Genomic DNA, 13,947 nt, shown 5'->3' with positions numbered 1-13,947 from the left:
GGCCGTCGGCCGCGACGCCGGCCCCGCCGCTCAGCCCTGGGACTTCTTCAGCGCGGCCAGGCGCGCCTCCACCTCGGACTCCCGGGACAGATCCTCCAGGGACTCGAACTGCGCGTCCAGGGAGGAAGCGGACAGCTCCTGCGCCCCGCGCACCCGGGCCTCCTCCCGGCGCACCTTCTCCTCGAAGCGGCTGACCTCGCTGGTCGGGTCCATGACGTCGAAGGCCTTGAGGGCGTCGTTGACCTGGTTCTGCGCGGCCGCGGACTTCTGCCGGGCCGAGAGCTCATCCCTCTTGCGGGTCAGCTCATCCAGCTTGGAGCGCATCCGGTTCAGCCCGTCCTTGAGCTTGTCCACCGCCTCCGTCTGCGCGGCGATCTGCGGCTCGGCGGCCTGAGCCTCCTGCTCCGCGGCCAGCTGGCGCTGCAGCGCGATCTTCGCCAGGCCGTCGAACTTGTCCGCGCTCGCGGCATCGCCCTGCTCCCGGTGCCGGTCCGCCGTCTGGGAGGCGGCCAGGGCCTTGCGGCCCCACTCCTGGGCCTCCTTCAGGTCCTCGGCGTGGTCCTCCTCCAGCAGGCGCAGGTTGCCGATGGTCTGGGCCACCGCCTGCTCCGCCTCGGCGATGTTGTTCCGGTAGTCCCGGACCATCTGGTCCAGCATCTTCTGCGGGTCCTCGGCCGCGTCGATCATCGCGTTCACGTTGGCCTTCGCCAGCTGCGCGATCCGGCCGAAGATGGACTGCTTCACCATGGGATGTTCCTCCTGGTCGTGGTGGGTGGCTGTGTTCTGTGTGCTGGTCTGTGGGGCGGAACCCCGGTGCTTTCCGCGGCGGGTCCTCGGTCGAGAGTCCCTTCGGGTCCGGAGCTCGGCTCAGGAGCTGGTGTCAGAAGTTTCCTCCGGCCCCGCCGGAGCCGAAGCCGCCCCCGCCGCCGCCGAAGCCGCCGCCGCCGAAGCCGCCGCCGCCGAAGCCCCCCGAGCCACCGCCGCCGAAGCCGCCGTGGTTCCCGCCGCCGAGCAGGGTGCCCAGCAGCAGCCCGCCCAGCAGGGCGGAGTTCCGGTTCGATCCGCCGGCCCCGGGGCCGGTGCGGAAGCTGCGCACGTCCGCATCAGCCCCGGACTGGGCCTGCTGGGCCCGCAGCAGCGCCTGGTTGGCCTCGGTGAGGGCCGCGGTGGGTTCGGCGTCGCGCAGCCGCTGCGCTTCGGCCAGGTGCCGCTGCGCCTCGTGCAGGGCGGTGCGGGCCTGCTGGCCGACGCCGCCGCGGCGGGCCGCCACGTAGTCGGTGGCCGCAGCGACGGCCGTCTGCGCGGAGATCAGGGTGTGGGCGAGGGTCTGGCGGGCCGAGCGATCCCGGGCGTGGGCATCGCGCACGCTGGCCAGGCCCTCATCCAGCTGCACGCGGGCCTCGCGCAGGCGCCGGGCCTGGGCCTGCGGATCCACGGGGCCTGCGGCCAGCTCAGCGCGGATCGCGGAGACCGCCTGGCGCACGCGGGCCGCCGCCCCGCTCAGATCCGCGTAGCCGCCCCGGCCCAGCAGGGCCTGCGCCTCGGCGACGTCGGCCTCGGCCTGCTCCAGCGCCTCCTCCAGGGAGGCCCGGGCCTGCTCCAGCTCGCCGGCCGAGCGCTCGGCCGCGGCGATCACGGAGCGGACCTGCCCGGTGGCCTCCTCCGCGCCGCGCACCGCGAGCGCGGCGGCGGAGACCTCCCCGGCCTCCAGGTGGGTGCGGGCCTGACCCACGGTCTCCGCGGCCAGCTCCAGCCGCCGCTCGGCCTCGTCCAGGGAGTCCAGGATCGGCTCCACCGCGCCGACGGCGAACCGTCCGGTCAGCTCGCGGATCCTCGGGCGGGTGCGCTCCAGCCGGGCGCGCTCCTGCTCGACGCCGCTCCCGGCCGCGGAGATCGCCTCGGCGGGGGAGTCCTCCAGTCGGCGCAGCCGGGCGAACTCCTCCTGCTTGGCCGTCAGGCTCGCCTGGGCGGCGCGGCACCCGCGGATGATCTCGGTGAGCCAGGAGCGCTGCTGCTGCTCTGTGTCGGGGATGTCGTCGTCCAGCTGCTGCTGCAGCTGGAAGCTGCGGGTCAGGCTCTCCCGGGCCTGGGCGAGGGCGGTCTCGAAGGGTCGCACAGCCTCGTCGCCGTACTGGGCGCGGGCGAACTCCAGCTCCTCGGCGCTGCGGGCGACGGCGTCGTCCGCGGCCACCAGCAGGGGCCCGGCCTCGGCGCGCAGCTGCGCGAGGTCCATCGCGTCCAGCGGATCCGCGGGGGCAGCGCCCGGGACCCGGGCGGCACCGGGGGCACCCGCGGCCTGAGACGGCGTGCCGGGGGTGCCGGCGCTCGTTCCGTTGGCGCGCCGACGCCGCCGCCGCCACGCCCACACACCCACGGCCCCCGCGCCGCCGGCGGCCAGCAGCCAGCCGCCGCTGATCAGTCCCTGGCTGCCGCCGCCCCCGCCGCTGGAGGTGCGCGAGGACTGCGCGGCTTCGCGCATCCCGTCCACCGCGGCTTCGGCGGCACCCGTCCAGTCGGTGTCGCGCAGCTTCGGGAAGATCCGATCCTGGTAGATCCGCTGCTGCTGCTCCTGGGTGATCGGGCCCGAGGAGCTGGCCTCGAACTTGGCCTGGCGGGCCTGGGTGGCGATGACCAGCACGGCGTCGGTGGCGCCGAGGTCGTTCAGCTCGGAGAAGCGGCTCACCCAGGCATCGGCACCGGAGGGGTCGGTGAACTCATCCACCGTGATGACGTAGAGGGTCAGGTGCTGGTCCTCGGCCAGCCGGTCGATCGATGAATCCAGCGTCTGGGTTGAGCCCAGGACCCCGGCTTCGTCGACCACGCGCTGTCCGGGGGAGACATCCATCGGGGCCTGCGCCAGAGCGGGCGCGGCGCCGAGCGCGGTGCTCGCGCCGACGGCGGCCAGCACCAGCAGGGCGGACCGGTGGCGTCCTCGGCTCTCGGCGGTGGGGCGGGTTGGATGCTCCATGGCACCAGACTAGGCCACGGCGGCGCGGGGATCACGGGTTGTCCACCGTCGGCGCAGACGAGGCCGACGCGGCAAGGTGACGATCAGGAAACGTCCAGAATCCGCACACAGGGGGCACAGCCGAGCGGAGCACAGTGGAAGCGAGCATCGGGGCGCCGTGCGCACCGGCGCGGTCGCACCGCCCCCCATCAGCAGGACCCGGCATGAAAGGCTCGAGGATGACCACCCCGCCCCAGGACCCCCACCAGCCCGACGGTCACGAGGACCGGACCCGGCCCCACCCGTGGGCCGAACAGGAGCCGTCCACCCGCCCGATCGGCGCCGACGCCGGCGCCCAGCGCATCGAGGGCACCCGCCCCGCAGGCACCGCACAGGAAGGCACCCGCCCGGCAGGCTCCGGGCAGGAGGGCACTGCGCAGGAGAGCACCGCGGCCTACCCCACCTGGGCCGGGCAGGCCTCCGGGGCGAGGACCCAGGAGCAGGCGGCCGCCACCGCCGAGCAGCCCACCCAGGCCACCCAGACCGCGGCCTACGGATACGGCTACGGCGAGGGCGGATACGGCGGCGGCGACGGCGGCTGGGGCACCGCGGGCCAGCCCATCTACCAGCCCGCCTCACCGCGGCGGGATCGCCGCCGGTTCGGCGCCGGCACCCTGATCGCCGGGATGGCGGTGGCCGCGCTGATCGGCGGGGGTGCTGCTGCAGGGACCACGGGGCTGATCGAGGCGAACTCCGCCTCCACGAGCTCCTCCTCCGGCAGCGGCGGCACGACCATCGTCAACGACCACAGCTCGGTCAACGAGGTCACCGCCGCGGCGCAGAAGGCCTCGCCCTCCGTGGTGACCATCGCCGTCACCGGCAGCGGGGAGTCCGGCACCGGCTCCGGGGTGATCCTGGACAAACAGGGCCACATCCTCACCAACACCCACGTGGTCACCCTGGACGGGGCCACCGCGAACGCGACCGCCGAGGTGCAGCTGTCCGACGGCTCCGTGCGCTCCGCCCAGGTGGTGGGCACGGATCCCACCTCGGATCTGGCCGTGCTGAAGATCGACGCGAACGGCCTGGACCTCACCCCGGCCACCCTGGGCGACTCCAGCAAGCTCAACGTCGGGGACACGGCCGTGGCCATCGGCTCCCCGCTGGGCCTGAGCGGCACCGTCACGGACGGCATCGTCTCCAACCTCAACCGCACGATCTCCGTGGCCTCCTCCGCGGCCCCTGAGGGCGGGGACACCGAGGACTCCTCCCAGGGCTCGCCCTTCCAGTTCCAGTTCCCGGATAAGAACGGGCGCACCCAGACCACCCAGTCCAACTCCACGATCTCCCTGGCGGTGCTGCAGACCGACGCCGCGATCAACCCCGGCAACTCCGGCGGGGCCCTGGTCAACAAGGACGGCGAGGTCATCGGCATCAACGTGGCGATCGCCTCGGCCGGGTCCAGCAGCGGCTCCGAATCCAGCGGCTCCACCGGCAACATCGGCGTCGGCTTCTCCATCCCCGTGGACTACGCCAAGCGGGTGGCCCAGGAGATCATCGACGACGGGCACGCGACCCACGGGCTGCTGGGGGCCTCGGTGGCCTCCAGCCCCGCGGATGGGGACAAGTCCCAGACCTTCAGCGACGGCGCCGTCATCAAGCGGCTGAGCTCCGACGGCCCGGCCCAGCAGGCGGGGCTGTCCACCGGCGACGTCATCACCGAGCTGGACGGGCGCCAGATCACCGACGCCGAATCCCTGACCGCCAGCGTGCGCGAGGCCGCGGCCGGGCAGAAGGTCACGGTGAAGTACCAGCGCAACGGCAGCGAGAAGACCGCGGAGGTCACCCTGGGCAGCGCCTCGGACAGCTCCTCCTCCGGTCGCTGAGGCGGCTGAACCGCGTCGACGACGCCGCGCCGACCCCGATCCTTCCGGGGCCGGCGCGGCGTCGTCTCGCGTGCGCGGCCGAACCCTGCGCGGGCGACCCCGTGTGAAGCCACCCCGAGGGGTGCGGGACCGCGGGGCTGGGCGCTAGAGCACCCCGCCGAAGTCGTGCTGGCGCCAGGCCTCGTAGATCGCGATGGAGGCGGAGTTGGCCAGGTTCAGGGAGCGGCGCCCGGGCAGCATGGGGATGCGCACCCGCTCGGTGACGTGCGGATCCTCCTGCACCTGCCGCGGCAGGCCCACGGACTCCCGACCGAACATCAGCACATCCCCCTCCTCATAGGCGATGTCCGCGTAGCTGACCCGGGCCGTGGTGGAGAAGGCGAAGATCCGGCGCCCGGCCAGCACCGCCCACGCGGAATCCAGGTCCGGGTGCACCGTCATCACCGCGAGGTCGTGGTAGTCCAGGCCGGCGCGGCGCAGGTGCGCATCCGAGAGGTCGAAGCCCAGCGGCTCCACCAGGTGCAGGTGCGCCCCGGTCACCGCGGCCAGGCGGATCGCGTTGCCGGTGTTGCCGGGGATCTCCGGGGTGTGGAAGAGGATGTCGAACACGGTCCCACAGTCTAGGCCCCCGCCCGGTGACGCAGGGCTCTTGCCCGGGACGCGCACGGCGCGCGTAGCATGGGGTGTCCGCCGCGGCGCCCCCGGCGTCGCCGAAGCATCCGTCGCATCCACCGCACCAGCCGCATCCACGGCACCCGCCGCACACGCCGCATCCGCCGGGAAGGAGCCCGCCATGGTCCGGGAGGCCTACCTCGACCACGCCGCCACCACGCCTGTGGACCCGCGCGCCCTGGAGGCCATGCTCGCCCAGCTGCGCGCCGGCGGCAACGCCTCCGCCCTGCACGGGGCCGGGCGATCGGCCCGCTCCGCCGTGGAGACCGCGCGGGAGCAGATCGCCGCCAGCCTCGGGGCGGATCCGGCCGAGGTCATCCTCACCGGCGGCGGCACGGAGGCCGACAACCTCGCCGTCAAGGGCATGTACTGGGCCCGGCGCGAGCAGGACCCCCGCCGCACCCGCATCGCGGTCTCCGCGGTGGAGCACCAGGCGGTGCGCGAGACCGTGGAATGGCTGGCCGAGCACCAGGGTGCCGCACTGGACTGGCTGGAGGTCGACGCCGAGGGTCGGGTCCACCCGCAGACCCTGCGCGAGGCCCTGGCCGCCCACCCGGGACAGCACGCGCTGGTCGCGGTGATGTGGGCCAACAGCGAGGTCGGCACCATCCAGCCCGTCGCCGAGCTCGCGCAGATCGCCGCCGAGGCGGGCGTGCCCTTCCACACCGACGCCGTGCAGGCCTACGGCAGCCTGCCCGTGGACTTCCACGCTTCGGGCGCGACCACCATGGCGGTCTCCGGGCACAAGATCGGTGCGCCCTTCGGTGTCGGGGCCCTGGTGGCCGTGCGCACCGCGCCGCTGCAGGCCCTGATCCACGGCGGCGGGCAGGAGCGGGGCGTGCGCTCGGGGACGGTGGATGCCCCCGGTGCCGCGGGCTTCGGGGCCGCCGCGGCCGGGCTGGCGGATCTGGAGGCCGAGGCCGCGAGGATCCGCGGCCTGCGCGATCGCCTGGTGGCCGGGGTGCGCGAGCGCGTCCCGCAGGCCGTGCTGCGCGGACCCGCGGACCTCGGGGCGGACTCCCGCCTGCCCGGCAACGCCCTGTTCACCTTCCCCGGCTGCGAGGGGGACTCCCTGCTGTTCCTGCTGGACATGGCCGGGGTGCGCACCTCCACGGGCTCCGCGTGCAACGCCGGGGTCCCCCGCCCCTCCGAGGTCCTGCTGGCCATGGGCCTGACGGAGGCCGAGGCGCGCGGGGCCCAGCGGTTCACCCTGGGCCGCACCAGCACCGAGCAGGACGTGCGGGCCCTCCTGGAGGCCCTGCCCCAGGCGTATCGGCAGGCCAGTGCCGCCGGGATGGCCGATCATGTCCCGGGTGGCGCCTGGTGAGGCCGGGTCTGAGAGATAGGCAGCGGAACGGACGGACGAGCATGAGGAGGAGCGGAGCATGAAGGTCCTGGCGGCGATGAGCGGGGGAGTGGACTCCGCGGTGGCGGCCGCGCGCGCGGTGGATGCCGGGCACGACGTCGTCGGGGTGCACCTGGCCCTGTCCCGGATGCCCGGGACCTTGCGCACCGGCTCGCGCGGGTGCTGCACCATCGAGGACTCGATGGACGCCCGGCGCATCTGCGACAAGCTCGGCATCCCCTTCTATGTCTGGGACTTCTCCGAGCGGTTCAAGCAGGACGTGGTGGATGACTTCATCGGCGAGTACGCCGCCGGACGCACCCCCAACCCCTGCATGCGCTGCAACGAGAAGATCAAGTTCGCGGCCCTGCTGGAGAAGGCTCTCGCGCTGGGATTCGACGCCGTGTGCACCGGGCACTACGCCAGGATCGTGCGCGATCCCGACGGACGCCCCGAGCTGCACCGGGCCGCGGACTGGGCCAAGGACCAGTCCTACGTGCTCGGCGTGCTCACCGAGGCCCAGCTGGAGCACGCGATGTTCCCCCTGGCCGAGACCCCCACCAAGGCCGAGGTGCGCGCCGAGGCCGCCGAGCGCGGCTTCGCGATCGCGAAGAAGGCCGATTCCCACGACATCTGCTTCATCCCCGACGGGGACACCCGCGGCTGGCTCGAGGAGCGCATCGACCTGCAGGAAGGGCCGATCAAGGACACCTCCGGGCAGGTGCTGGGCACCCACCGTGGGGCGCGGGCCTTCACCGTGGGCCAGCGCAAGGGCCTGGCGATCGGGCGGCCCGCCCCGGACGGGAAGCCCCGCTTCGTCCTGGAGATCCACCCGAAGACCAACGAGGTCGTCGTCGGGCCGAAGGAGATGCTGGCCGTGGAGGAGATCCTCGGGATCCGGCAGAGCTGGGCCGGACGCCCCGTGCCCGAGGCGCAGGCCTTCCTGCAGGCCCGTGCGCGCGGGGAGGCCCCGGAGGCCTCCGAGGCCTTCGAGGTCATGGCGCAGGTGCGCGCCCACGCGGATCCGGTGCCGGCCACGGCCCGGCTGCGCGAGGCCGAGGTGGACGGGCGCACGGCCGTGCAGCTGGTGGTGCGCCTGCGCGGCCCGCTGCGCGGGGTGGCCCCCGGGCAGACCCTGGTGATCTACCAGGGCACCCGGGTGCTGGGTCAGGCGACGATCCACCGCGCCTACTCCCTGGACCGGCCCGACGTGGTTCCGGCCCCGTAGACTGCCCTGCATGAACGCGCACCACACCGAGGACGAGACCCCCGCCGCCCCCGCCTTCGACGAGCGGGCCAGCTCCCTGAGCGACATCGATCCCGAGGTCTTCGAGGAGCTGCTGGCCATGCGCGGCACGATCGACAACATCGACGCCGCCCTGATCCACCTGCTCGCCGAGCGCTTCCGCGCGACCCAGCGGGTGGGGCATCTGAAGGCCGAGCATCGCCTGCCTCCGGGGGACCCGGACCGGGAGGCCGCCCAGATCCGGCGCCTGCGGGCCCTGGCCGAGGACTCCCACCTGGACCCGGCCTTCGCCGAGAAGTTCCTGAGCTTCATCGTCAGCGAGGTGATCCGCCACCACGAGCGCATCGCGGAGCAGCACGAGAAGGAGCGCGCCCGGAATGACTGAACCCGGTCCGACCGAGACCGACCCGCTGCCTCGGCTGGGCGCGGCGCGGCTGAGCGCGGGCACCCGGGGATCCCTGCCGGGCACCGACATGCCCGAGTCCCTGCGGATGCTGCGCGGGGAGCTGGGTGACCCGCACCAGGGGGCGCTGCCCGTGCTGCCGGAGACCGGCTGGGCCGGAACCCGCCTGGCGCGCACGGTGGCCACCCTGGGCGGCCTGTCCGCTGACCTGCAGGCTGCCGGGTGGCGGCTGCGGGAGAGCCCGGGCCGGGAGGCCCGCACCGCCGCTGCGCGGCTGAGCTCGGATGTGCAGGCACTGGCCGACGCGATCGGCGCGGAATCCGCCGGGCACCGCGGCACCACCGTGGTGGACCTCATCGGGCCGCTGAGCCTGGCCGCGGAGCTGCACCTCGGGGAGGGGCGGGCCGTCCTGGCCGATCACGGGGCGCGCCGGGATCTGCGGGAGGCCCAGCGGGCCGGTCTGGCCGAGTACGTCCGGGCCCTGCGCACCGCGGTGGAGGGGGAGGACCTGGTCCTGCGGGTGCGCGAGCTCCGCGCCGAGCAGGTGCTGGCGGGCCGGGTGCCCACCGCCTCCGGTCTGCGCACCCTGCGCGCCGTGCCCCGCGGGGAGGCCCGCGCGGCCCTGAGCGAGCTGGCCCTGGCGGCCCGGTCGCTGGGCCTGGGCACGATCCTCGATCAGGGCGGGCCCATACCCGATCCGGACCTGCGGGCGGAATTCGATGCGGTGGCCGTGCGTCCGGCGAGCACCGACCCGCGGGACTGGGAAGCCGCGGCCGCCGCGCACGATACCGGTCTCGGTCTGCGCCTGGGGGTGCTCACCGGTCCGGACACCCGGGGACGGCTGCCGGACCCGGGGCGCGAGGCCGCAGCCCTGTGGCGCACCTGGCGCAGCCTGGGCCTGGGGCAGGAGCACCTGCGGGGGATCGCGCTGGAGGAGCGGGCGGATCTGGATCCCGTGGCCCCGGAACGGGTCGCGTCGCTGCTGGGCGTGGGGGCGCGCACCGCGCAGATCCTGGCGGAGCTGGCCGCCGAGGACGCCGCGTAGGCCCTCCGCAGCCAGCGGTTCTCGCGTCGCTATCGCATGCCGTCATCTGAGCGCCGTCGCCGCAGCGGTCTCGGCACGGCATCGTACCGAGTCAGCCCTGCGGATCACGTAGGGTTGGAGTGCTCCCGTGCGCCGCGGAACCGGGCCAGGCCGCGGCCGGGAGGCGACAGCGGCATCGAGCGGGAAAGGGGCGCGAGTGAAAGCGCGGATTCTGGTGGTCGACGACGACGAGGCTCTGGCCGAGATGGTCGGGATCGTGCTGTCCAACGAGGGCTTCGAGCCGACCTTCTGCGAGACCGGGGGCCGCGCCGTCTCCGCCTTCGAAAGCTACGACCCGGACCTGATCCTGCTGGATCTCATGCTGCCCGGGATGACCGGGATCCAGGTGTGCGAGAAGATCCGGGAGACCTCGGATGTGCCGATCATCATGCTCACCGCCAAGTCCGACACCGAGGACGTGGTGCGGGGGCTGGAGGCAGGCGCCGATGACTACATCGCCAAGCCCTTCAAACCGGCCGAGCTGCTGGCCCGCATCCGCACCCGGCTGCGCATCGGGGAAACCCGGTCCGCGGACCGCCTGGAGATCGGGGACCTGCACGTGGACCTGGCCGGACGCGCCGTGACCCGCGAGGGGCAGACCGTGCGCCTGACCCCCCTGGAGTTCGACCTGCTGGTCAACCTCGCCCAGGAGCCCGGGCAGGTGCTCTCCCGGGACACGCTCCTGGATCGGATCTGGGGCATGGACTCCGATGCCGACCGCCGCCTGGTCAATGTCCACATCCAGCGTCTGCGCGCCAAGATCGAGAAGGACCCGGAGAATCCGGAGCTGATCCAGACCGTGCGCGGGGTGGGCTACAAAGCCAACGCCCACCAGGTCCGCCGCTAGCCGCCGCCCGCCCCATGGCCCGTCACCTCACCCGCCCGCTGCGCCGCGTCCTCGGCGTCGTGCCCGCACTCTGGCGCGCCCTGCGCCAGCGCTGGCGCACCTCCCTGCAGTTCTCCGCGGTCGTGGTGGCCACCTCCCTGTCCCTGCTCGCCTTCCTGTTCGCCGGCTCCTTCCTGTCCACGCAGATCGCCAGCAGCCTGTTCCGGGAGTCGCAGAGCCAGGCGCTGGAGGAGTCCTCCAAGGGCTTCTCCGATGTGCAGGGCATCCTCAACAGCTCGGACGCTTCCAGCCAGGCGGAGATCCAGAAGCTCATCCAGAGCTCCCTGACCATCCTCGAGACCCACGGGGCCGACGCCAAGCGCCAATGGATCCTCATCCCCGTCGGCGCAGGCTCGGATCAGGCCGGTGTGGGCGCCCAGGCGCAGAACCGGTGGATGAGCCCCTCCAGCGTGCCGCAGGACCTGCAGGAGGAGGTCACCGGAGGCGACGGGGTGTTCTGGAAGTCCGCCTCGCTGCCGGTGGATGAGCACGGCACCCCGGTGCCGGTGCTGATCGTCGGGTCCACGGTGCACCTGAACCAGGGGGATCGGTATGCGCTGTACCTGGTCTACGACCTCTCCTCCTCCCAGCAGACCCTGGACTACATCCAGTTCGTCATCACCGTGGGCTTCGCGATCCTGCTGGTCTTCGTCGCCACGATCGTCTGGTGGGTGACCCGCTCCGTGATCCGCCCCATCTCCCAGACCGCGGCGGCCGCCGAGCGTCTGGCCGACGGGGACCTGGACGATCGCGTCGTCATCCGCGGGGAGAACGAGGCGGCCGTGCTCGGCGCGTCGTTCAACGAGATGGCCGACTCCATCCAGCACCAGATCGAGCAGCTGGAGACCCTGTCCAAGATGCAGCAGCGCTTCGTCTCCGACGTCTCCCACGAGCTGCGCACCCCGCTGACGACCGTGAAGATGGCCGCGGAGCTACTCTACGACGGGCGCGAGCGGATGGAGCCGTCCTTCCAGCGCTCTACCGAGCTGATGTACCACCAGGTGGACCGCTTCGAATCCCTCCTGGCTGATCTGCTGGAGATCTCCCGCTTCGACGCAGGCTCCGCGACCCTGGACGTGTCCACGGTGGACCTGGCCGATCTCGTGGAGGACACCATCGAATCCGTGCGCCCGCACCTGGACCGCGCCGGTCTGACGGTGCGCCTGCACGGGGAGCAGCTGCGCTGCGCGGTGCAGATGGATCCCCGGCGGATCGAGCGGGTGCTGCGCAACCTCCTGGTCAACGCGATCGAGCACTCCGAGGGCCGGCCCCTGGACATCTGGCTGGCCGCCGGGACCCACGACGCCGCCGTGGCGGTGCGCGACCACGGCATCGGAATGACCGCGGAGCAGTCCCAGCGGGTCTTCGACCGCTTCTGGCGGGCCGACCCCTCGCGCAAGCGCACGCTGGGCGGCACCGGACTGGGGCTGTCCATCGCGGCCGAGGACGTGCGCCTGCACGGCGGCCGGCTGGAAGCCTGGGGAGAGCCGGGTCAGGGCGCCTGCTTCCGCCTCACCCTGCCGCTGCACCAGGGCGAGACGGCCGGCGACTCCCCGCTGGGCCTGCCCCCGGATGGGATCCCGGACCCTGCGCCGTCGGCTACGGCGGACCCAGCAGATGCGCAGGCCGACGCCGCGAGCGGGGCCGCTCACGATCCCAGCCCCGTCGACTCCAGCCCCGTCGACTCCAGCCCCGTCGACCCCGGAACGGAGGACCGAGCATGATCACCGCCCGCCCGATCCCGACAGGACGCCGTCCGCGTGTCCGGAGGATCCTGCTGGCCCTGCTGGCCCTGATCCTGGGACTGACCGCCTGCGGCCGCATCCCCACGGACGGGCAGGTCTACCACTACGCGGAAGGCGAGACCTCCAGCGCCACCCCGACCCCGGCCTACAGTCCCGCCGGGCCCCGAGAGGGAGACGATCCGGAGCAGATCCTGCGCGGCTTCTTCGAAGCAGGCACCGGCGTGGAGGACGACTACGCCGTAGCACGCTCCTTCCTGACCCGGGACCTGGCGGCCAGCTGGTCCCCGGAGGACGAGACCTGGGTGTATCGGGACGGGATCACCGTGGAGGGCGACGGCGGTCAGGACCGGCTCCGAGCCGAGATCCCGGTGGCCACCCATGTGGATGACCGCGGCATCGCGACCTCCTATGACGAGCCGGACACCCGCACCCTGCACGTGGGCTTCACCCGGGTGGACGGGCAGTGGCGGATCAGCAGCATCCCGAACGGCACGGCCCTGACGCGCACGCAGTTCGAGCGGCTGTTCCGCTCCTTCTCCCTCTACTTCTACGACCCCACCTACACCTACGCGGTGCCCGACATCCGCTGGTTCGTCAGCCGGCCCACCGTGGCGACCTCCCTGGTGCGGGTTCTGCTGCAGGGTCCCGCCCCCTACCTGACCGGGGCCGTGGTCTCCCCGATCCCGGCGGGGACCTCCCTGCAGCGAGCCTCGGTGCCGGTCGATGGGGGTGTGGCCCAGGTGGGGCTGACCGGAGGTGAGATCTCGAAGGCCGGGCAGCTGACCCTGGAGCGGATGCACTCCCAGCTGCGCCAGACCCTCTCCGGGATCACGGCGATCTCGGACGCGGCGATCAGCATCGACGACAAGAAGATCGACGTCGGCCAGGTCTCCGACTACCGCGAGCCCCAGAAGGATCCCCAGGTCGGCGAGCAGCAGGTGGGGGTGCGCGAGGACGAGCTGGTCTCCTACGCGCCGGACCAGGTCCGCGCCATCTCCGACCTGCAGGCGCCGCTGAGCGCACCGCGCCAGCCGGGGACGGATCCGAGCCGCTCGGTCTACGCCTACCTGGATGAGAACCGCGGCCACCTCGGGGTGCGCGCCAAGAACGGCACTGCCCTGGACCTGGACCTGCCGGGGCGGCTGACCCGCCCCAGCATCGACTTCCGACGGTGGGTCTGGACCGCCTCCGCCGACGGCACCGTGCACGCGGTGCTGGGGGATCGGGATGAGCAGCAGCCGCGCACCGTCACCGCCGACTGGCTGCGGGGTCAGAGCGTCTCCTCCCTGCGGATCTCCCGGGACGGCACCCGGGCCCTGGTGGTCACAGGGGAGGGTTCTGCCGCCCGGCTGTGGGTGGCCGGCGTCGTGCGAGAGGAGAATGGGGCGCCCACCCGCCTGCTCGATCCGCTGCGGGTCTCCACGACGGTGCACCCCGCCCAAGCCCGGTGGATCTCGGATTCGGCCGCGGTCATCGCCGACACGGCCGGAGACGGGGTGGAGGTCATGCACCTGACCGGCCGCTCGGATCAGCTGGACGGGCTGTCCGGGATCGAGGCGATCAGCGGCGGGGACGGGGTGCAGAGCGTCTACGCCCAGACCTCCTCCGACGTCTATCGTCTCTCCGGCGCCTCGTGGTCCCGCGTCGAGACGGCGGTGCGAGACCTGGCCTACCCCGGCTGAGCCCGCCCCCGGTGGGATCCGCGGGGTCATCCACAGGCGAGCCGGCAGGGC

General features: G+C 73.2%; 11 protein-coding genes. 8 read left to right on the top strand and 3 right to left on the bottom strand.

Annotation, left to right across the window (positions count from 1 at the left end):
* Positions 1–30 precede the first annotated feature (30 nt).
* Positions 31–747 (bottom strand): PspA/IM30 family protein, encoded by a 717-nt coding sequence (locus tag AC0VXQ_RS07090; RefSeq protein ID WP_058731570.1) that lies wholly within the window; start codon positions 745–747, stop codon positions 31–33.
* Between the two features lie 133 nt (positions 748–880).
* Entirely contained in the window at positions 881–2,968 is a 2,088-nt protein-coding gene (locus tag AC0VXQ_RS07085) for a TPM domain-containing protein (protein WP_475528115.1), read from the bottom strand.
* A 218-nt stretch (positions 2,969–3,186) separates the two neighbouring features.
* Here AC0VXQ_RS07085 and AC0VXQ_RS07080 point away from each other — a divergent pair, with 218 nt between their 5' ends.
* Entirely contained in the window at positions 3,187–4,833 is a 1,647-nt protein-coding gene (locus AC0VXQ_RS07080) for a S1C family serine protease (protein WP_100463064.1), read from the top strand.
* Positions 4,834–4,977: 144 nt separating this feature from the next.
* Here AC0VXQ_RS07080 and AC0VXQ_RS07075 read toward each other — a convergent pair whose 3' ends face one another.
* On the bottom strand, positions 4,978–5,442 hold the full coding sequence (locus tag AC0VXQ_RS07075) for a tRNA (cytidine(34)-2'-O)-methyltransferase (protein WP_058731382.1): 465 nt from the start codon (positions 5,440–5,442) through the stop codon (positions 4,978–4,980).
* A gap of 184 nt (positions 5,443–5,626) precedes the next feature.
* On the opposite strand from AC0VXQ_RS07075, the gene AC0VXQ_RS07070 reads away from it, so the two are divergent.
* From AC0VXQ_RS07070 to AC0VXQ_RS07040, 7 genes are all read left to right on the top strand, one after another.
* Positions 5,627–6,832, top strand: coding sequence for a cysteine desulfurase family protein (locus tag AC0VXQ_RS07070; RefSeq protein ID WP_100463061.1), 1,206 nt, complete (start codon positions 5,627–5,629; stop codon positions 6,830–6,832).
* 58 nt (positions 6,833–6,890) lie between these two features.
* Positions 6,891–8,078 carry a tRNA 2-thiouridine(34) synthase MnmA gene (mnmA, locus tag AC0VXQ_RS07065; RefSeq protein WP_100463059.1) on the top strand — a complete coding sequence of 396 codons (1,188 nt, stop codon included), beginning with the start codon at positions 6,891–6,893 and terminating at the stop codon, positions 8,076–8,078.
* A 10-nt stretch (positions 8,079–8,088) separates the two neighbouring features.
* Complete coding sequence (locus AC0VXQ_RS07060; RefSeq protein WP_058731379.1) at positions 8,089–8,481, top strand: chorismate mutase; 393 nt, start codon at positions 8,089–8,091, stop codon at positions 8,479–8,481.
* Positions 8,474–9,544, top strand: a complete 1,071-nt coding sequence (locus AC0VXQ_RS07055) for a hypothetical protein (protein ID WP_133566068.1) — start codon at positions 8,474–8,476, stop codon at positions 9,542–9,544. Before AC0VXQ_RS07060 ends, AC0VXQ_RS07055 begins: the two co-directional genes overlap by 8 nt.
* A 196-nt stretch (positions 9,545–9,740) precedes the next feature.
* Positions 9,741–10,430, top strand: a complete 690-nt coding sequence (gene mtrA / locus AC0VXQ_RS07050) for an MtrAB system response regulator MtrA (protein WP_100463056.1) — start codon at positions 9,741–9,743, stop codon at positions 10,428–10,430.
* 14 nt (positions 10,431–10,444) lie between these two features.
* Entirely contained in the window at positions 10,445–12,193 is a 1,749-nt protein-coding gene (gene mtrB, locus AC0VXQ_RS07045) for an MtrAB system histidine kinase MtrB (RefSeq protein ID WP_358294174.1), read from the top strand.
* Entirely contained in the window at positions 12,190–13,896 is a 1,707-nt protein-coding gene (locus tag AC0VXQ_RS07040; protein ID WP_100463053.1) for an LpqB family beta-propeller domain-containing protein, read from the top strand. Before mtrB ends, AC0VXQ_RS07040 begins: the two co-directional genes overlap by 4 nt.
* Positions 13,897–13,947: the final 51 nt, after the last annotated feature.

Source organism: Rothia sp. QJM3NY_36 (genome assembly GCF_056173115.1).
Note: the sequence above shows the minus strand (reverse complement) of the source record. Positions and strands in the feature narration are given on the sequence as shown.

What these genes read in the sequence shown, in the direction of transcription:
- AC0VXQ_RS07090 (WP_058731570.1), bottom strand. Translation starts at nt 747, where the DNA reads ATGGTGAAGCAGTCCATCTTCGGCCGGATCGCGCAGCTGGCGAAGGCC.
- AC0VXQ_RS07085 (WP_475528115.1), bottom strand. Translation starts at nt 2,968, where the DNA reads ATGGAGCATCCAACCCGCCCCACCGCCGAGAGCCGAGGACGCCACCGG.
- AC0VXQ_RS07080 (WP_100463064.1), top strand. Translation starts at nt 3,187, where the DNA reads ATGACCACCCCGCCCCAGGACCCCCACCAGCCCGACGGTCACGAGGAC.
- AC0VXQ_RS07070 (WP_100463061.1), top strand. Translation starts at nt 5,627, where the DNA reads ATGGTCCGGGAGGCCTACCTCGACCACGCCGCCACCACGCCTGTGGAC.
- mnmA (WP_100463059.1), top strand. Translation starts at nt 6,891, where the DNA reads ATGAAGGTCCTGGCGGCGATGAGCGGGGGAGTGGACTCCGCGGTGGCG.
- AC0VXQ_RS07060 (WP_058731379.1), top strand. Translation starts at nt 8,089, where the DNA reads ATGAACGCGCACCACACCGAGGACGAGACCCCCGCCGCCCCCGCCTTC.
- AC0VXQ_RS07055 (WP_133566068.1), top strand. Translation starts at nt 8,474, where the DNA reads ATGACTGAACCCGGTCCGACCGAGACCGACCCGCTGCCTCGGCTGGGC.
- mtrB (WP_358294174.1), top strand. Translation starts at nt 10,445, where the DNA reads ATGGCCCGTCACCTCACCCGCCCGCTGCGCCGCGTCCTCGGCGTCGTG.
- AC0VXQ_RS07040 (WP_100463053.1), top strand. Translation starts at nt 12,190, where the DNA reads ATGATCACCGCCCGCCCGATCCCGACAGGACGCCGTCCGCGTGTCCGG.